This window comes from Cyanobacterium sp. Dongsha4 (assembly GCF_036345015.1).
Taxonomy (GTDB): domain Bacteria; phylum Cyanobacteriota; class Cyanobacteriia; order Cyanobacteriales; family Cyanobacteriaceae; genus PCC-10605.
In genome coordinates this window covers 4,008,080-4,025,958 of the sequence record NZ_CP084098.1, presented here as the reverse complement: position 1 = coordinate 4,025,958, position 17,879 = coordinate 4,008,080, and the positions used below count along the sequence as shown (strand labels likewise).

The window sequence follows — 17,879 nt, the reverse complement described above, 5'->3', positions numbered from 1 at the left end:
TCTCTAGTTCCATTATCTTCGATTGTTGTAATTGATACTGAGAGAGAAAATGACAATATCTTATCTTTCTGCACCGATTAGCTTAAGAGACAAATTCACTCAATTTTTACTCTGGGAAGAAAAACAAAACTATATTAAATTCCAATGGAAACAAGATCCAAAATTAGCATACAATTTCAGAAAATATAGCTCTATCTTACATAATTTAGATGAAAACCAATGGTTTATATATTGGCTTAACAATATTGAACAAAATCCTCTAGCAAAATATCATTTAACCGCATATCTTGAGTATAACTGTTATTGGGTAGTTAGAAAATTCTTAGAAAGACAAAATATTTATTTAAACAAACTTTCTGATACTGAGAAATATATCAAAACCTTTAATATTCTTAGAGATAACACAATTAACACTGCAAAACTTCTTAGAGAATTTAGTAAATTTAACCCTAGCTACTCTCATATCAAAACCTATAGTCAACGATGGCTTTATAACTTAATTAGAGATGGTATTTATCAAGAATATGGAATTGGTAAATATACTTATTGGGGTTTATTAAAAAATACTAGCAAAACTAATCTTCAACTAGCCTTAACTAATCAAGGTAACTCTCAAAAAGAAATTCAATCTTTCTTATTATTATGGCAATGTTTTAAAGAAATATATAATGCCAATAGACAAACACAAAAATCCGATAAAATTGCTCAACCTACTTCTGAAATTATTATCAAAATAATTGGTCTTTATCATAGTTTAATTAAAATTGATTCTGATGAGGAATATCTAAATATAAATGGTACTGTTTTCCCACAAGTTATGGATCAATGTTATCAAGCCCTTATTGCCTATGAAAAAATTAAACGCCCTTGTGCTTATGCTTATAATCTGCCTCTACAATCAGAAATGGAAGAAAATGAAAATATTAATAAATTAACGTTAGAACAAATTTTATTTCAACAACAGAGAAAAGAATATAATAATAATCAGAATGGTGACTTATTCAGTTTATGGGATAAACAACAATTAAATTTAATTTTAGTCAACACTATCCAAAATATTAATGAAAGTGACCCTGAAAAAACAAAATTATTAGCTTTATATTATGGTTTAGGTTTAAAACAAACTTATATTTCCCAATTATTCAATATCCGCCAAGATAAAATATCAAAACAAAAAGGAAAAATTACCGAAAAAATATTACAAATTTTTGTCCAAGAAATTAATCATGAGTTAGGAAATAAGTTTATAACTTGTCCTCAACTGAATAAAGTCAGTAAAATTATTGAAGTTTGGTTAAGCCAATATTATCAAAAACCTTTCTATACAAAATTACAAAAACTGTTTCTTAATTTAACTGTCTCTCAAAAACAATTACTAAAATTAGCTTATGGTGGTGATTATTCAATAAATAAAAGTAATATTGGTCTATCAAGAAAAGAAATAGCCATTCGTTTTCAACAACATCAAACAGAAATTGACCATCAATTAGAAATAATTAAAACAATTCTACAAATCGGTTTAGTTAAGTACATAAAAAAAGATTACAACATTAACATTAATTATGACCACAAACAAATTATCAATTTAGTCGAAAAATGGTTACTCGAACTTCCGTATAGTATGCTCTGTTAGTTAATCATTAATTACTCTATAACTATTATTGTAAAATATGGAAATTATTATTTGCGGTGTGTCTGAAGTTAATGACTATATTGATGATGTGGATGCAGTTATCTCCATTATGAATCCTGCTTGGCGTATTTATGCTCCATTATCCATTGAAGAAAAACAAGAGGACAATTACCACAGTGTTTTAAAATTAGATTTTGATGATGTATGGTCAGAAATTGCTGAAGCTGGTGACGAAATAGTGACGGAAGACATAATCTATCAAGTTTTCGATTTTGCTGATAACTTTCAAGAAAAATACAAGGGAGAAGGCACTCTCTTAATCCACTGTCATGAGGGGATAAGTCGCTCTACTGGTATGGCTTTGTCTATTCTTACTCATCTTACTGGAGATATTGAAGGTGCGATCGAGCTTATTAATGATGTACGTCCTCAAGCTATGCCGAATATAGAAATTATCCGCCTTACCGATGAGATATTGAAGTTAAACGGTGAATTAGTGCAGAAAGTATTTGAGGAATATTATTAAACGCATAATTTTCTAATTCTTTACTGATATATAAGTGGAAGATAAATTCACTATTTTAAGTAACTATGGATAATATCAGAGAAATGAGAGACTATCTTTATAACGAATTATGCAACCTTGAATCCAAAGACAAACATAATCGAGATTTAATGAGGAGAAAAACTTATCAACTTAATTTACTGTTGGAAATGTTAGACAATTTTGAGGAAGAATTAACCCGATATGAATTGATGAATAATACCCAACTTAAATTAAATCATATTGAAACTCAGGAATATCCCTTATAAAAAAGATGAAGCTAATATGGAGTAATTATGGTAAATTCTCACAAGCAACCCCATCTTTATCTTGGTCTAGTTTGTAGGGGTCACTGGGGAAAGCATCGAGGACTCTCTGAGCTTCTTCCTGAGTTTTAAAATCAGAGCAATTACAATCAGTTTTCACACATTCTGGTAATTCCTTTTCTGGTTTGTCAGAGTCTGATGGTTTTTTACTTTCTTCGGCAAAGATAGGACTAACAAATAAAGTAATGAGTAATAAAGTAGTAATAAATAGTTTAATCATGGGGTTAGTGTAAATATTTACAGCATTAGTAATGATAAACTGAAATCAATAGCATAACCTAAAGTCTCAATTAAAACCCTGAACAACCCATGACTATTTTATATGAAGATGAATATATTATTTGTGACGATGATGCTTTAACTATTCTCTATTACTATTTTCCTTTTGGAGATAAGCGTATTCCCTACAAAAAAATAAATCAGGTTAGCACACAAGAAATGACATGGTGGACTGGTAAAACGAGAATATGGGGCGGTTCGTTAAGCTATTGGCTAAACTTAGACCTTAAACGTCCATGGAAAGATAAATTAATCATTATTGATGAGGGAGAGTTAACAAAACCTGTTATTACCCCTGACGATGTCGACCAAGTGTACCAAATTCTTGTTACCAAAACATCTAGTTAAAATTCACTATTTCATAAGGTGTTTAACTAACGGTTAATGACTGTCCATTATTTTTTGCCGACAATTTTAGTAAAAATGGTACTGCCTGTTTTACCCATTCGTTAATCGGGGTATAATACTTTGCTTCATCCCCAAAACAAATATCTAACATATCCGTATGAATAATACCGGGATTAAGAGCAACCGTTGCCATACCAGACGGTAATTCCTGAGCTAATGCTTGGGTTAATCCTTCTATTGCCCATTTAGACGCACAATAGGGTGCTACTTCGGGAGAGATTGATCGCCCCCAACCAGAACTAAAATTAACAATAACCCCTTGTTTTTGCTTGAGCATTAAAGGTACAACAAAACGAATAACATTAGCCGTACCCTTGATATTGACATCGATAAGATAGGAAAAATCTTCAGCACTAATCTCCCATAACGGAGCAGGATAATTAATAATCGCCGCATTATTAATAACTAAGTCTGGAACATTAACAAAAGATTCTACCCATGCTTTTACCTGTTCATTATCCGCTACATCAACAACCTTAAAATAATGTTGAGGATATTGTTGCTGTAAAAGTTCAATGGCATCTTGAGAACGGGAACAACCGATAATAGTATGACCGAGACTGATAAACTTCTCTGTTAAAGCTCTCCCTAATCCTTTACTCACTCCTGTAATAACTATTGTTTTTGTCATATTATAATAATCAGGTACAGATAGAATATTCTACCCTACTGTAAATATTTACAGTGCTAAACTAAAATTATTCTTATCATTATCAATCACCATGAAAATCGATAAGTGCGATCGCTGTCAGTTTTATAGTAATAGCTCTCACATAGTCTGTGCTGTCCATCCTTCTGGGGTAGAGAATGATTGTCTTGATTATCGGTTAGACCCTACCTATATCTTTGAAGGACAGTGGTGTCCAGATGGTTATGTTTATTATGATGATGAACTGATTAAACTACCAGATAAACCAAACAAAGAGAGACAGTTATGGTTATTGGATAATCACCCTGCTTTTACTGGTGTCTGCGGAAACTGCGGTTATCATTATCCTTCACAATCTACATCATGGGATTGTCCTGAGTGTGGCACAGTCTATGAATAAATGGCACAATTTTTACAAACTATTGTTAGGTTACTGTCTGATTATCGCTACTTTACTGATTATTGACCATTATTTCCTCACTGATAACCCAACCTCTACAGAACTCTGCATCATCGGTAATGAAATTACAACTATATCTGAATGCTATGATGTTATGCTTAATGGCTTATGAAAAAATGATTTCCCTGCATAAATAAAGATTTGGACACTGATATATCAGTAGAGAACTCTAAATATATTATTCCAACAATAATTGAAAAAAATGGACAGTAAAATACCTAAACCAGATAAAGATAATTTACTAATAGTAAATGAACTGAAAAAAATTACCCAGAAATTAAATGATATTCAATCATATCTAATCGAGAATAATAGATTAAATCCCCAAACCAAACTTTTACACGGTAATTTAATTTTAATATCTATTGTACTAATTACAGGATTAGGAATAAATTTTTATCTCTATAAACAACAATTAAAACAATACCAAAAACTAGAAGAATTAAATAAGCTACAAGGTCAAATATTGGAACAATTAAACAGTTCTGAACAATATGAATATCAGGTTGTTTCTCCCTCTGATTATATTTTTGAGGAAGAAATGAATAATTATGGCATACAGGGATGGAAAACTGCTGAATGTCGTAGAGCAACCAGTGGCTCATACAGTGTTTCTGCTAGTTATGAATGTATTATGATTCGTAAAAGATAAGGAGTAAAATGGATATAAACGATACTCAATTAACCATTAATCAGCTACAAAATCAACTAAAGTTAACTTTAGATAATCCCTCATCTGTAAAGTTACAGATAAAGCAGATTAACCTAATTCAAAAGCAATTAAAAGCAATAAAAAAAGAGGTTAATTTACAAATAAAACAAATCAATCAAACTGCATCTCAGTCAACCCCTGATAGTTTAATTTCTGTGGGATTAGATTTATTCGGGAAAAGGAGATTAGCTGGTCAAATTAGACAATCTACAAGGAAGGCAATTCAAGCAGAAAAAATTAGTTTGAGACAACCTTATATCAATCTAAAAGATTATATAGATGCAGTAATTTTAGAGGGGGATAAACTTAAACTAAAAGCAGAAGAATTTTTAGCTAATTATTAGGAGATAATCATGAAAAAAAGTAACTACCATTTACTTAGAAATATTTATAACAATAGCAAAGTTTCACTGGTTGCAGGTTTATCATTCCCTCCCATAGCTAGTTTATTCTCTCTACTTGTAACAAATAGTAACGAACAGTAATTAATAGAATCTAATCAAAGTATAATCATTTATATTACTGAATTGTTAATAGTTATGAGTAAGAGAGTTTATATTACCCTGTCAGACAAAGTTTATGAGAATCTTGTGCAAGAAGCAAAATCTCAGGGAAGAACCACAGCTAATCTTGCCTCTTATCTGGTAGGGAAAGGAATTGAGTCATTACAGAAATCAGCTTAAGCAATTTTATCGACTACTTCATAAATTGCCAATCCGTCACTGATAAATAATTAGAACATTAATCCTAAAATCCATGAGAAGCGATCGCTATCTAAAAATCATTCTCACAGTCATTGCTATTAGTTTGGTGATGATTGTGATTGAGTTAGCTACCCCTGTTAATGCTAACAACTCTGTTATCGATGTCAATATCCGTCAGGTTAACGGTAGAACCATTTATGGCGGTGTTCCCGTAGAAATTACTAAATGAGGTTAATTATGTTCAACTCGTATGTAGAAAAAATAAAAAATTGTATTAACTTTACCAATAGTTTTTTTGCAGAAGACCAAGAAGCTCTAAAGAAAGATTATTGTGATAAGTTAGCAAAAGTCTTAGAACTAACTGTTAATTTAATAAAAAAATACGATACTGCCAAAACTCATAAATTCTATTTTCAAGCCGAATCAAATCATTATTTATATGTCATTTTACTAATGAATAATGAGGGAGAAGCGAAATGGCAAATAGATTCTAGTAGTAACCCCAAAAGTTTTGAAGAAAGTCTTACTACAGAAGAATTGGTTAATTGTTGTTGGAGAAATCAAGTGAATATACAAAATTTTATTACCAAAATATTTGAATATCTTACTCAAATGATAGAAAAGAAAGAAAGCTATATTAAACAAAAAAAAAATAAATATAATTCAGAAATTAATTGTTTAAATGAAGCCATTGAGAACCTACAAGAATTAATTGATACTGATATTCCAGAGGAGATTAGAAATAAATAATGAAAATATCGGAACGTTCAGCTCAAATATGGTCAATTCTTGCTTTATCTGCCCATAACCGTCAAATGCTCACCTATAAGATGGTTTATCAGTTAACAGGTATGGCAATCTCTGGACTCGGTAAATGTTTAGAACCAATACAGTCTTATTGTTTACTGAATAACTTACCGCCCCTAACAATTTTGGTGGTTAATCAAAATACTGGTTTACCCGGTGTTGGTTTCATTGCTACTGATAATATCCCCAAAACTCTGTTAGATGTTTTTAGCTACGACTGGTTAAATCATGGTTCACCTACTCCCGAACAACTGGAAGAAGCTGTTAAACAACTACCCTCTAATAATAACCCCGATGCTAAAGATTCACTATGAAGCAACCTAACTTATTAACATCAGGAATAAGGGATAACCATAATAGGGGTTCAGTAGCTGATTTTCTCCGCAGTAACCTTTACTCTGGCTCTCTACTGTCGATTGTCTCTGCTTACTTTACTATCTATGCCTTTGAGAAGTTAGAACAGGAATTATCAGAGATTAAGGAGTTGAATTTTCTCTTTGGCGAACCCACCTTTATAAAGTCTGTTAATGATACTGCTCAATTACAGTCCTTTAAAATAGAAGATGACCAGATAAAATTAGAGACTAAATTACAGCAGAATAGTATTGCTAAACGCTGTGAACAATGGATAAAAGAAAAGGTTAATATTCGTTCTATTATACAGTCTAATTTACTGCACGGTAAACTCTACCATATCATTAATGGTAATAAAGAATCAGCTATTTTAGGTAGTTCTAATTTCACTGTTAAGGGATTAGGATTAGCAGAAAATAATAGTAATATAGAATTAAATTTAGTAGTTGATAGTGATAGAGATAGACAAGATTTAAAGTTCTGGTTTGATGAGGTTTGGAATAACCCAGAGTTAGTAAAAGATGTTAAACAAGAGGTTATTAATTATCTCCAACAATTATATCAGGATAATCCCCCTAGTTTCATTTATTATAAAACTTTATATCATCTTTTCTTCAGAGATTTATTAAACCAAGAAAAGGGTGATCGACTATTACAACAACAGCATTTATTGGATACTAAAATATGGTCAATGTTGTTTGATTTCCAGAAAGATGGGGTAAAAGGAGTAATCAATAAAATATTGACCTATAACGGTTGTATCCTTGCTGATAGTGTAGGTTTAGGGAAGACGTTTGAGGCATTAGCAGTTATAAAATACTTTGAGTTATTAAATTATAGAATACTGGTATTATGTCCTAAGAAATTAAGAGAAAACTGGACAATTTATCAGGCACAAAATAATAGTGAACTTAATATATTATTAGAAGATAGATTTAATTATACGGTGCTTTCTCATACTGATTTAAGTAGAGATAATGGTAAAGTAGGGGATATTGATTTAGCTACTATTAATTGGGGTAATTATGATTTAATTGTAATAGATGAATCCCATAACTTTAGGAATAATACTAAGGGAAAAAAAGATGAAGACGGCAACATCATAAAGAAAAGTAGATATGAAAGACTGTTAGATGATGTCATAAAATCAGGGATAAAAAGCAAAGTTTTATTATTATCTGCTACTCCTGTCAATAATAACCTCAAAGACTTAAAGAACCAATTAGACTTAATCTCTGAAGGTAAAGAATCAGCTTTTAGTGAGACATTAGGGATTAGTAACATTAAACAGGTATTAACCAATGCCCAAACTAAGTTTAAACAGTGGGCAACAAAAGATAATCGTAGCAATAATGAATTACTAGAGAGTCTTAGTTCTGCTTTCTTTACTCTTTTAGATGGTTTAACTATTGCCCGTTCCCGTAAACATATAGAACAGTATTACCCCGAAGTAGTGGATAATTTAGGTGGTTTTCCTGAGAGATTAAAACCATTATCAGTATTTTATCGCATTGACTTAGATGATAATTTCCTTGACTATGAAGATATATATAACGAAATCTCTAAGTATAAATTATCTTTGTTTACCCCTTCTAGTTATGTTTTAGAAGATTATAAATCATTGTATGAAGGTAAGGTTATTCAACGTAATTTTACCCAAGAAAATAGGGAATATTATCTAATCGGAATGATGAGGGTAAATTTCCTTAAAAGATTAGAGAGTTCTATTTATTCTTTTAAATTAACCTTAGAGAGAACTATAGCTAAAATTGAGGAATTAATAAAAATAATTAAGGAATTTAAGCAGTATAAACAAGATATAATTTACACTCAAGATGAAGAAATAAGGAATATTATTAATGATGATGATGAGTTTGCTGATGCCTTTCAGGTCGGTCAAAAGATTAATTATCATTTAGTTCACCTTGATATTGAGAAATGGTTAAATGAATTAATAAAGGATAAAAAGCAACTAAATAAATTATATTTACAAGCTCAGGCAATAGATAATAATAGGGATGCTAAACTAGCAGAATTAAAGGAGTTAATTAAAGAAAAAGTAAATAATCCTACCATTAATAAATTAGGTAAACCTAACCGTAAAATAATAGTATTTACTGCTTTTGCTGATACCGCAACTTATCTCTATGACTCCCTTAAAACATGGGCTAAAAATGAATTAAATATTAATCTTGCTCTTGTTACTGGTAGCAATAAGAATAAGACTACTCTAGGAGAAACTAAATTTGAGCATATCCTGACTAATTTTGCCCCTTATGCTAAGAAACGGGATAAAATACCATCTTTACCCCAACATGAAGAAATAGACTTATTAATCGCCACTGACTGCATCTCTGAAGGTCAAAACCTCCAAGACTGCGATTATTTAATTAACTATGATATACACTGGAATCCTGTAAGAATTATACAGAGATTTGGAAGGATTGACAGGATTGGTAGTCCTAACAGTGCAGTACAGTTAGTTAATTTCTGGATTACCCAAGACTTTGACCAGTACATTAATTTGAGGGATAGGGTCGAGTCAAGGATGGCATTAATGGATTTGACGGCAACAGGGGAGGATAATCTTTTAGATGAAGAATTGATTAAGAAAGACTTAAATTATAGGGATAATCAATTACTACGGTTACAAGAAGAAGTGTTAGACCTTGAGGATTTCAATGATTCCATCTCCCTCAATGAGTTTAGTTTAGAAGATTTTAGAACAGATTTACTAAACTATATTCAAGAAAATAGGAAGGCATTAGAAGAAGCTCCTCTCGGACTTTATGCTGTTGTGCCACCATTACCCGAACATTCTGTTATTAAACCCGGGGTAATCTTCTGTCTTCAGCAGAAAGGGGATACGAAGGATAATCAAGAAGTTAATCCTTTATAACCCTATTATTTAGTCTATGTCAGGGAAGATAGGACAGTACGTTATAGTTTTGCCCAACCGAAGCAAATCCTTGATATTTACCGTTTACTCTGTAGTAATCAATCATCTGTTTATCAGGAATTAGCTGATTTGTTCAGCACTGAAACAGAGCAAGGGGAAAACCTAACTCTCTATAACCAATTACTACACTCTGCTGTTGAGTCTGTCACCCGTACCTTTCAGCAGAGAACGGTAGCTACTCTTTTCTCTAGTAAACAAGGTAAATTACCATCTGCTAACCAGAAGATTACTAAAACTACTGATTTTGAGTTAATCACATGGTTAGTAATTAAAAGCAATACTGCTTAATTATTCTTCCCTGTAAATATTTACACCGTTCCCTGTTCCCTACCCTCACCAATATCTCTAATTTCTATTACTAACTATGCCTAAAAATAACATTGATTTAAAGTCCAATATTCTTGACTCCCTCTCTCTCTTTTCTGCTAAAGATACTGTAGATGCGATCGCACCGTTTTATCAAACATTAGGGTATTCTACAGAGCTTAATGTAGAGTTAGATAATGCTTCGCCCACTGATTTCTTGATGATGATTAATCAGGATAAAATAGACAGTAAAAGATTATTATTAGATGAGTGGCAATCAGTAGATTATCTCTTTCAGTTAACAGAAGAGCAAATTAAACAAATATCTGATATTCCTCAGTTTAATATAGATTATATTAATTCTTATTTATTCCTTACTATTACCCTCAAAAAAGATTATTATTCCCGTACTCAATTATCTAGTATTACCAGAGAGATTAATAAACTTTCTGCTATTCCTATTATGTTAACCTTTAGACATGGTAATAGTTTAACTCTAGCTATTATTGACCGTCGCCCTAACCAGAAAGATAATGATAAAGATGTTTTGCAAAAGATAACCTTAATTAAGGATATAAATTTTGTTAGCCCTCATAGAGCGCATTTAGAGATACTAAATGATTTTGCTTTATCCACTATAATAAAGAATAATAAACCAGAAAATTTTGATGATTTACATTTGGCATGGCGTAAAGTATTAGATACTTCTGCTCTTAATAAACAATTTTATAGAGAGATTGCTAATTGGTATTTTTGGGCAGTAAAAACTGTTAATTTCCCTAGTATAATAGAAGATAAAACGGTTAATAATGCTACTAATATTATTAGATTAATTACTAGACTAATCTTTGTCTGGTTTCTCAAGGAAAAAGGGCTTATTCCTAATACTCTATTTAATGTTAACTCAGTAACTAAGATAGTGCGACCGCTCGAAGATAAGGAGTCAACATATTATAAAGCAATATTACAGAATCTATTTTTTGCTACCTTAAACACAGAGATAAAACCCGATAATAGACAGTTTAATGATAGCCCCAACAGTTACCGTTATCAGGATTATTTTGAGGATACTAAGCAATTCCTTGAGTTAACCACTAATATCCCTTTCCTGAATGGTGGTTTATTTGAATGTCTTGATAAAGAAATGCTTATTGATGGTTTCTCTGAAGCTGTGGACAATCCCCTAACAGTTCCTAATAAACTATTCTTCGGCGGTGAGGAATCGATTGACCTTAGTAAAGTTTATGGTAGTAAGAAAAGAAATAGAGAGAAGGTAAGGGGTATCATCAATATCTTCAATGATTACAAATTTACTATTGATGAAAATACACCGATAGATGAGGAGATTGCCCTTGACCCTGAGTTATTGGGTAAAGTATTCGAGAATCTCTTAGCTGAGTATAATCCTGAGACTGAGACAACCGCTAGAAAACAAACTGGTTCTTTCTATACTCCTAGAGAAATCGTTAACTATATGGTAGATGAGAGCATCATTGCTTACCTTAAACAACAATTATTAAATGATAGTAGCGGTTATGTAGAACTTGGTAGTAATCAAACTAATCTTTTCGGGAATGAGCATAATCAACAGCAAACTTTACAGACTAAGGTAGAGGATAACCCATTTATCGGTAAAGAGGATGAGTTAGAGTCTAGTTTAAGGGAATTACTATCTTTCTCTGAGATTAATCCTTTTACCCCTGATATTTCCCAGAAGTTAATTACTGCTATTGATAGTCTCAAAATCCTTGACCCTGCTTGTGGTTCTGGTGCTTTTCCTATGGGTATCCTCCAAAAGCTGGTTCATATCCTCTCTAAACTTGACCCTCATAATGAACAATGGCGTAATCAACAAAAGGAGAGGGCGATCGCACCTGTACAAAAAGATATTAAAACAGCCCAGAATATTGGTGATGAGGAGGCTCGTAGTCTAGCAATAGAAAAATTAAAGACTAGGTTACAGCAGATAGAAGATGAATTTAACAATAATGAACAGGATTATCCCCGTAAACTATTTCTCATTGAGAACTGTATTTATGGTGTTGACATTCAACCTATTGCAGTACAAATCTCTAAACTACGCTTCTTTATCTCCCTCATAGTAGAACAGAAGGTTAATGATAATTTAGAGAATAGGGGTATTCTCCCTCTCCCTAACCTCGAAACTAAGTTTGTCTCTGCTAATACCCTCATCGGTGTTGATAATCAAAAAACCCTTAGAACTAACGAAGTTGAGAAAAAAGAAGCTGAGTTAAAGAAGGTAAGGCATAACTACTTCTCTGCTAATAATCCCCAAGATAAGCAACGCTGTAAACAACAAGACCAACAACTCAGAACAGAGATTACAACTTTACTCAAAGAAACTGGTCTGACAGGTGCGATCGCAGATACTCTGGCTAGATGGAATCCCTATGACCAGAATGTTAGCTCTGACTTCTTTGATAGTGAGTGGATGTTCGGGGTAACAGGCTTTGATATTGTTATTGGTAATCCCCCTTATGTACGTCAGGAAGCAATTAAATACTTAAAACCAATTCTTCAGAAACAGTATAATTGCTATACTGGAGTAGCTGATTTATACGTTTATTTCTATGAGCAAGGGTTAAAATTACTAAGAAATAATGGTTATTTGACCTACATTACTCCTAATAAATATTTTAGGGCAGGTTATGGACAAAAACTAAGACAATATCTTACTCAAAATAGCCAAATAGAGATATTAATAGATTTTGGGGATGCTAATGTGTTTGAAGCAACTACTTACCCTAGCATTATCTTATTTAAGAAACAAAATAATAGTGATAATCAGGATATTAAAGTTTTAAATTGGGATGAAAATAACTCATTAAATGATTTCAAAGTAGTCTATGAAAAAGATAAGTTTTTAGTACCACAAAAATCATTAACGGCTGATGGTTGGCGGTTAGAATCTTCTCAAATATTAAACCTCTTAGATAAACTGAAAAGTACAGGAATACCTTTAGGAGAATATGTTAATGGTAGATTTTATTATGGTATTAAAACAGGATTTAATGAGGCTTTTATTGTCGATCGAGAAACAAGAGATAAATTAATTAATGAGCATCCCTCATCAGCAGAAGTATTAAAACCCTTAATTAGAGGTAGAGATGTAAAACGATGGATTATAAATTTTGCCGAACAATATTTAATTAAAATTGAATCATCAGAAAATAAAAAACATCCTTGGAGTGATAAACCAGAAAAAGAAGCCGAAAAGATTTTTGGTCAAACTTATCCTGCTATTTATAAGAGATTTCATCAGTATAGATATAATTTAATAAGAAGAAATAATAAGGGTAAATATTTTTGGGAATTACACTCATGTACCTACTGGGATAAATATAATTTACCTAAAATACTTTATCAAGAAATTGCAACTTATCAGGCTTTTGCTTGGGATGATAACAACTATATTTCTAATAACAAAACATTTTTTATTTATGATTCTAATTTATATCTTTTAGGGTTATTAAATTCTCGAATAGTTTGGTTTTTTCTTCATTATACAGCATCAAAATTACAAGGAGGAGCTTACGCCATGCAAACTCCTTATATTTCACAAATACCAATACCTAAAGGTACGGAAGAACAGAAAAGAGAGATAGAAACTTTGGTGCATAAATGTTTAGAGAATAAAGGAGTTAATGTGCAAAAATATGAAGAAAAAATTGATGAAATAATCTCAAAATTATATGCCTTAACGATCAAGGAAATAATGATTGTTCACTCACCTTTTTAAACATCGATTAATACGAAATTATTTACTTTATAAAAATTATAATTATGATTAAACAAATTCAATCCTCAGCTGTTCAAAAAGAACTTTCTATTAGAAGTGAAACGGTACAAAGAATATATAATTTTTATATAAATAATCTATTTTATGTTAATAGAAGATACCAAAGAAAATTAGTTTGGACTATTGAAGAAAAAAGAGCATTTATTGATTCAATATTGAAGGGTTTTCCCGTACCTATAATTTTATTAGCTCAAACAGAAAAAAATAAAATATCAGTCTTTGAAATTATAGATGGAATGCAAAGATTAAATGCTGTCACGGCGTTTATAGAAGGCGAATTTGATATAGAAGATAAATATTTTGATTTAGAAACAATGGTAGAATCAAAATCACTTCTTGATCAAGAAAAATTAACACAAAAAACTCCTATTCTTAATAGACATTACTGTGAAATAATAGGTAGTTATGTTCTGCCATTATCTGTTTATTCTTTTGATGATAATGAAAAAGTTGATGAAATTTTTAGACGAATTAATTCTAATGGTAAACATTTATCTAGACAAGAGTTGAGGTCTGCTGGCTCCACTTCTAAATTTGCTGATCTAGTAAGAAAAATTGCTAATGAAATTAGAACTGATACATCAGCTTCAGACATTCTTCTTCTTAATAACATGAAACAAATTAGTATTACTAATAAACAATTGGAATATGGGATTAATGTAGATGATATTTTTTGGGTAAAAAATAGAATTTTAACCAAAGAAATGTTAAGAGAATCCAAAGATGAAGAAATTATTGCTGATGTTCTTGCTTATATGTTATTACAGGATATACCATTAAGTAACTCTACAAGGCTGGATGATTATTATGGATTTAGAGAAGATAATGAACATCAAAAAGAAATAGAATCTTCTTTAACTATAAAACAACCAGAATTAATTCAGAAACAATTTATTAAAGTTTATGATCAAATTCGTCAAATTTTAGTGGTTTCTCAAAAAAATTTTCGTGAACTTATCTGTGATAGAAATTTAACATCTATGGTACGTCAATTTCAAGTAATTTTCTTAAGTTTTTATGATTTATTAATTAAAAAAAATCAGGAAATTAGTAACTATGATAAATTAATTTCTGAACTAAACAGTATCACTAAAGAAATGACAATTACTACGGGAAAAACTTGGGCTTTTCAAAATAAACAACGTAATATAAATAAAATAAAAGGAATAATACAAGATTGTTTTAAACAAAAAGATACGATTGATCCTGCAATTGATTCATGGCTGACTGAATTTGAGACTTTATTAACTCAATCAACAACAGAACAATCTTTATATGATTTTAAGCAAGGTTTTACTGAATTAAATGAAGGAAAACAATTTAATCAAGATAATTTTGACAAAATAATTAAAACATTGACGGCAATGGCAAATCATTCACCGAATGCAACTGGTTATGTTTGCGTAGGAATAGCTGATAATGATAAAACAGCCAAGAAAATATATGATCTATACAATGTAGATTTTGTTGAATATAAAAATTTTAAGATAACAGGAATAACACATGAAGCTGAGAGATTACAAGGTAATCTTGATAATTTTTATCGTTGGATAATTCAGTTAATTAAATTACAACCAATAAACCAAACCACCAAAGATACTATAGGTAGAGAAATTAAGGTAATTAATTATAAAAATAAAAGTGTTATTATTTTTTCTTTAAAAGGAGGAAAAGAACCTACATCATATAATGATAAATTTTATCAGCGTATTGGTTCAAACGTAAATGAAATTAAAGTTAGCGAATATGTAGAATTATTTCGACGTTTTAGTAAAGAGTAAAAATTTATATTTTCCTTATTCTGATGAGTCTAATAATAATGATGATAAATCTATACCTATTTGTAAATATATTCAATTTATTTTAAAGGATACAAAAAAATGACTATTTGGAAACCAGAACCCAAAATAATACGACAAACATTACCGAATCAACCAATTATTTTATATCGTGGTTTTACAGAATTAATTGATAGAGAGAATATTATTGAAGGTAAAAGTTGGGTTCAAATTTCTTGGTATCCTTATCCTACTATTACTGTTAAATTTGTCTATAAAAGTGAAGAAGACATAAATTTAAAAGACGTTGAATTAAAGCTAACTGAGCTAATTCCTCAAGCTAGGATGAGTGTTCATTTATCAAAATATATTCATTATTGCGGTAGTAAAAAAACAGAATTGTTTGGCTATTTAACTAAACCTTTTAGACAGGGAATAACAGATAATTTATCATCAGTTACTTTCCATATAACTAATTTTTTTTGGTTTAATATCTCTAACATTTTTGATTATGAATATGATCAAAATGGTAATGAAATTGAAATCCAACGAGAAGGTTGGTTAATGTTTGATGGTCAATTTATATTTGATTACGATAATTGGCACTTTGTATTAGCCACTTTAGATGAAAATGGTGAACTAGAAGAAAAACTAGAAGCACAAGGTGGTTATGGAGTTACTCATATTTGTAAACTAGAACGTTCTGATGAACAAGCATTTAATTTAGATGAAGCCAATAAAATGATTGATGCTTTTGTTTATTATTTATCATTTGTTAGGGGAATTTGGGTATCTCCTTTATTGATTTATGGTTGGGATGCAGAAGGAAATAAAATCTTAGAAGAATGGTCAACTCCTAAAATTAAAGCTGATTCATGGCAATCTCTTAGTTATTGTTGGACAACCAGTGATACAACAGAAATGGTTATTATTTTTCCTAAATTTATGAAGAAATGGGAAGATGAAAATTGGAAAGAGACGATTCAAAATGCTATTCAATGGTATGTCGAAAGCTATAAGCACAGCAACGGATACAATACATCTATTATTTTAATACAATCAGCTTTAGAAAAATTAGCTTGGACATACTTAAAAACTAATCAATGTGTTAATTCCGAGGATTTTAATGGATTAAAAGCTTCTGGACAAATTAGGCTTTTATTAAAATTTCTTAATATTCCATTAGAACCAGTAGATAAATATTTAGAAATAAATAAAAAAGCAAAAGAGTTAAATTGGATGGATAGTATAAAGGCAATTACTGAAATTAGAAATGCTATTATTCATCCCCCTAGTAAAAATAATAAAAATAATAAAATTACATCTGAACAAATTTTAACTGAAGTTTTTCAAATAAGCCATTATTATTTACAGCAGTGTTTACTGAAAATTTTTGAATATCCTTACATTTAAAATAATATAATTTATACTTTCTATGAAAAAACATATTCCATCTATAACAACTTATTTACAAGGTTCTAAATTATATCTTGATGACTTGGCTGAGATTATTAATTTTCTTAAAGAAAATCAAATATGCTGTAAGATTTTTATTGATGAATATGAATTAGAATTAGATGAAATAAATGATATTCTTTCAATAACAGAAAAAGAAAAATTTAATAGATTAGAAATAAAACCAGAAAAATTGTTTCAGGACAAATCTTTAAACTTAACAATAGATAAGTATGGTATTTCTATTTTTCATGAAGATGATCCTCTTTTAACAGGAATAATAGAGAAAATAAAAAAAATTACGGAGAAAAGAGTCACTTTTATGGAGAAATATAACCAATATAATCTTTTCTTTTCTATAATTATATTATTTATCTATTTCCTCTTATTTTATTTTTTACCTGATACTCAATATTTACTTTTGATATTTTTTATTATATCTATGGTAATAAATTTAAGTTATCTATACAGTCTATATATTTTTTTTAACAAGCAAAAAGTCGTATTTATAGCCAAAAAATATAATGAAGTTGATAATTATTTTAAAAGGCATATAGATCAGATAAGAACAGGACTAATTACTTCAATTATTGGGGTTACAATAGGTTCACTTATAACCAGTTTTATTAGGATAAAATTTGGATTTTTATAAAATAGCATTACTCAGAGTATAGAGGATAGTAAC

The 17,879-nt window shown here is 30.3% G+C and carries 20 protein-coding genes; 18 read left to right on the top strand and 2 right to left on the bottom strand.

All coding sequences use genetic code 11. The features are described from left to right. Positions 1-49 precede the first annotated feature (49 nt). The 3 genes from Dongsha4_RS17610 to Dongsha4_RS17600 all read left to right on the top strand — a co-directional run bounded on the left by Dongsha4_RS17610 (position 50) and on the right by Dongsha4_RS17600 (position 2,446). Complete coding sequence (locus Dongsha4_RS17610) at positions 50-1,633, top strand: hypothetical protein (RefSeq protein WP_330203585.1); 1,584 nt, start codon at positions 50-52, stop codon at positions 1,631-1,633. Between the two features lie 37 nt (positions 1,634-1,670). Further along, on the top strand, positions 1,671-2,159 hold the full coding sequence (locus Dongsha4_RS17605; RefSeq protein ID WP_330203584.1) for a hypothetical protein: 489 nt from the start codon (positions 1,671-1,673) through the stop codon (positions 2,157-2,159). Positions 2,160-2,224: 65 nt separating this feature from the next. Next, the gene (locus Dongsha4_RS17600) at positions 2,225-2,446 is read left to right on the top strand and encodes a hypothetical protein (protein WP_330203583.1); all 222 of its coding nucleotides are present in this window, start codon (positions 2,225-2,227) and stop codon (positions 2,444-2,446) included. Positions 2,447-2,471: 25 nt separating this feature from the next. Here Dongsha4_RS17600 and Dongsha4_RS17595 read toward each other — a convergent pair whose 3' ends face one another. Further along, positions 2,472-2,723, bottom strand: a complete 252-nt coding sequence (locus Dongsha4_RS17595; protein ID WP_330203582.1) for an excalibur calcium-binding domain-containing protein — start codon at positions 2,721-2,723, stop codon at positions 2,472-2,474. A gap of 89 nt (positions 2,724-2,812) precedes the next feature. Between Dongsha4_RS17595 and Dongsha4_RS17590 the strand changes: the two genes are divergently transcribed. Further along, positions 2,813-3,130, top strand: coding sequence for a hypothetical protein (locus tag Dongsha4_RS17590; protein ID WP_330203581.1), 318 nt, complete (start codon positions 2,813-2,815; stop codon positions 3,128-3,130). A gap of 22 nt (positions 3,131-3,152) precedes the next feature. Here Dongsha4_RS17590 and Dongsha4_RS17585 read toward each other — a convergent pair whose 3' ends face one another. Next, entirely contained in the window at positions 3,153-3,821 is a 669-nt protein-coding gene (locus Dongsha4_RS17585; protein ID WP_330203580.1) for an SDR family oxidoreductase, read from the bottom strand. Positions 3,822-3,912: 91 nt separating this feature from the next. On the opposite strand from Dongsha4_RS17585, the gene Dongsha4_RS17580 reads away from it, so the two are divergent. From Dongsha4_RS17580 to Dongsha4_RS17515, 14 genes are all read left to right on the top strand, one after another. Beyond that, complete coding sequence (locus Dongsha4_RS17580; protein WP_330203579.1) at positions 3,913-4,239, top strand: hypothetical protein; 327 nt, start codon at positions 3,913-3,915, stop codon at positions 4,237-4,239. Then, positions 4,232-4,411 (top strand): hypothetical protein, encoded by a 180-nt coding sequence (locus Dongsha4_RS17575; protein ID WP_330203578.1) that lies wholly within the window; start codon positions 4,232-4,234, stop codon positions 4,409-4,411. The genes Dongsha4_RS17580 and Dongsha4_RS17575 overlap by 8 nt, the downstream gene beginning before the upstream one ends. A gap of 90 nt (positions 4,412-4,501) precedes the next feature. Continuing rightward, positions 4,502-4,951 carry a hypothetical protein gene (locus Dongsha4_RS17570; protein WP_330203577.1) on the top strand — a complete coding sequence of 150 codons (450 nt, stop codon included), beginning with the start codon at positions 4,502-4,504 and terminating at the stop codon, positions 4,949-4,951. 8 nt (positions 4,952-4,959) lie between these two features. Beyond that, positions 4,960-5,355 carry a hypothetical protein gene (locus tag Dongsha4_RS17565; protein ID WP_320000980.1) on the top strand — a complete coding sequence of 132 codons (396 nt, stop codon included), beginning with the start codon at positions 4,960-4,962 and terminating at the stop codon, positions 5,353-5,355. A 195-nt stretch (positions 5,356-5,550) separates the two neighbouring features. Continuing rightward, positions 5,551-5,694, top strand: coding sequence for a ribbon-helix-helix domain-containing protein (locus Dongsha4_RS17560; RefSeq protein ID WP_155082435.1), 144 nt, complete (start codon positions 5,551-5,553; stop codon positions 5,692-5,694). 73 nt (positions 5,695-5,767) lie between these two features. Further along, positions 5,768-5,944, top strand: a complete 177-nt coding sequence (locus Dongsha4_RS17555; protein WP_330203576.1) for a hypothetical protein — start codon at positions 5,768-5,770, stop codon at positions 5,942-5,944. Positions 5,945-5,952: 8 nt separating this feature from the next. Continuing rightward, complete coding sequence (locus Dongsha4_RS17550; protein ID WP_330203575.1) at positions 5,953-6,465, top strand: hypothetical protein; 513 nt, start codon at positions 5,953-5,955, stop codon at positions 6,463-6,465. Continuing rightward, positions 6,465-6,836 carry a hypothetical protein gene (locus Dongsha4_RS17545; protein ID WP_099435095.1) on the top strand — a complete coding sequence of 124 codons (372 nt, stop codon included), beginning with the start codon at positions 6,465-6,467 and terminating at the stop codon, positions 6,834-6,836. Before Dongsha4_RS17550 ends, Dongsha4_RS17545 begins: the two co-directional genes overlap by 1 nt. Beyond that, complete coding sequence (locus Dongsha4_RS17540) at positions 6,833-9,775, top strand: helicase-related protein (RefSeq protein ID WP_330203574.1); 2,943 nt, start codon at positions 6,833-6,835, stop codon at positions 9,773-9,775. Before Dongsha4_RS17545 ends, Dongsha4_RS17540 begins: the two co-directional genes overlap by 4 nt. Positions 9,776-9,904: 129 nt before the next feature. Continuing rightward, a complete protein-coding gene (locus Dongsha4_RS17535) occupies positions 9,905-10,123 on the top strand; it encodes a hypothetical protein (RefSeq protein WP_330203573.1) in 219 nt (72 codons plus the stop codon). Positions 10,124-10,199: 76 nt separating this feature from the next. After that, positions 10,200-13,901 (top strand): Eco57I restriction-modification methylase domain-containing protein, encoded by a 3,702-nt coding sequence (locus Dongsha4_RS17530; protein ID WP_330203572.1) that lies wholly within the window; start codon positions 10,200-10,202, stop codon positions 13,899-13,901. Between the two features lie 44 nt (positions 13,902-13,945). Beyond that, positions 13,946-15,742 carry a GmrSD restriction endonuclease domain-containing protein gene (locus Dongsha4_RS17525; protein WP_330203571.1) on the top strand — a complete coding sequence of 599 codons (1,797 nt, stop codon included), beginning with the start codon at positions 13,946-13,948 and terminating at the stop codon, positions 15,740-15,742. Positions 15,743-15,841: 99 nt separating this feature from the next. Then, entirely contained in the window at positions 15,842-17,152 is a 1,311-nt protein-coding gene (locus Dongsha4_RS17520) for a hypothetical protein (RefSeq protein ID WP_330203570.1), read from the top strand. Between the two features lie 22 nt (positions 17,153-17,174). After that, positions 17,175-17,846, top strand: a complete 672-nt coding sequence (locus Dongsha4_RS17515) for a hypothetical protein (protein WP_330203569.1) — start codon at positions 17,175-17,177, stop codon at positions 17,844-17,846. Positions 17,847-17,879: the final 33 nt, after the last annotated feature.

What these genes read in the sequence shown, in the direction of transcription:
- Dongsha4_RS17610 (WP_330203585.1), top strand. Translation starts at nt 50, where the DNA reads ATGACAATATCTTATCTTTCTGCACCGATTAGCTTAAGAGACAAATTC.
- Dongsha4_RS17605 (WP_330203584.1), top strand. Translation starts at nt 1,671, where the DNA reads ATGGAAATTATTATTTGCGGTGTGTCTGAAGTTAATGACTATATTGAT.
- Dongsha4_RS17600 (WP_330203583.1), top strand. Translation starts at nt 2,225, where the DNA reads ATGGATAATATCAGAGAAATGAGAGACTATCTTTATAACGAATTATGC.
- Dongsha4_RS17595 (WP_330203582.1), bottom strand. Translation starts at nt 2,723, where the DNA reads ATGATTAAACTATTTATTACTACTTTATTACTCATTACTTTATTTGTT.
- Dongsha4_RS17590 (WP_330203581.1), top strand. Translation starts at nt 2,813, where the DNA reads ATGACTATTTTATATGAAGATGAATATATTATTTGTGACGATGATGCT.
- Dongsha4_RS17585 (WP_330203580.1), bottom strand. Translation starts at nt 3,821, where the DNA reads ATGACAAAAACAATAGTTATTACAGGAGTGAGTAAAGGATTAGGGAGA.
- Dongsha4_RS17580 (WP_330203579.1), top strand. Translation starts at nt 3,913, where the DNA reads ATGAAAATCGATAAGTGCGATCGCTGTCAGTTTTATAGTAATAGCTCT.
- Dongsha4_RS17575 (WP_330203578.1), top strand. Translation starts at nt 4,232, where the DNA reads ATGAATAAATGGCACAATTTTTACAAACTATTGTTAGGTTACTGTCTG.
- Dongsha4_RS17570 (WP_330203577.1), top strand. Translation starts at nt 4,502, where the DNA reads ATGGACAGTAAAATACCTAAACCAGATAAAGATAATTTACTAATAGTA.
- Dongsha4_RS17565 (WP_320000980.1), top strand. Translation starts at nt 4,960, where the DNA reads ATGGATATAAACGATACTCAATTAACCATTAATCAGCTACAAAATCAA.
- Dongsha4_RS17560 (WP_155082435.1), top strand. Translation starts at nt 5,551, where the DNA reads ATGAGTAAGAGAGTTTATATTACCCTGTCAGACAAAGTTTATGAGAAT.
- Dongsha4_RS17555 (WP_330203576.1), top strand. Translation starts at nt 5,768, where the DNA reads ATGAGAAGCGATCGCTATCTAAAAATCATTCTCACAGTCATTGCTATT.
- Dongsha4_RS17550 (WP_330203575.1), top strand. Translation starts at nt 5,953, where the DNA reads ATGTTCAACTCGTATGTAGAAAAAATAAAAAATTGTATTAACTTTACC.
- Dongsha4_RS17545 (WP_099435095.1), top strand. Translation starts at nt 6,465, where the DNA reads ATGAAAATATCGGAACGTTCAGCTCAAATATGGTCAATTCTTGCTTTA.
- Dongsha4_RS17540 (WP_330203574.1), top strand. Translation starts at nt 6,833, where the DNA reads ATGAAGCAACCTAACTTATTAACATCAGGAATAAGGGATAACCATAAT.
- Dongsha4_RS17530 (WP_330203572.1), top strand. Translation starts at nt 10,200, where the DNA reads ATGCCTAAAAATAACATTGATTTAAAGTCCAATATTCTTGACTCCCTC.
- Dongsha4_RS17525 (WP_330203571.1), top strand. Translation starts at nt 13,946, where the DNA reads ATGATTAAACAAATTCAATCCTCAGCTGTTCAAAAAGAACTTTCTATT.
- Dongsha4_RS17520 (WP_330203570.1), top strand. Translation starts at nt 15,842, where the DNA reads ATGACTATTTGGAAACCAGAACCCAAAATAATACGACAAACATTACCG.
- Dongsha4_RS17515 (WP_330203569.1), top strand. Translation starts at nt 17,175, where the DNA reads ATGAAAAAACATATTCCATCTATAACAACTTATTTACAAGGTTCTAAA.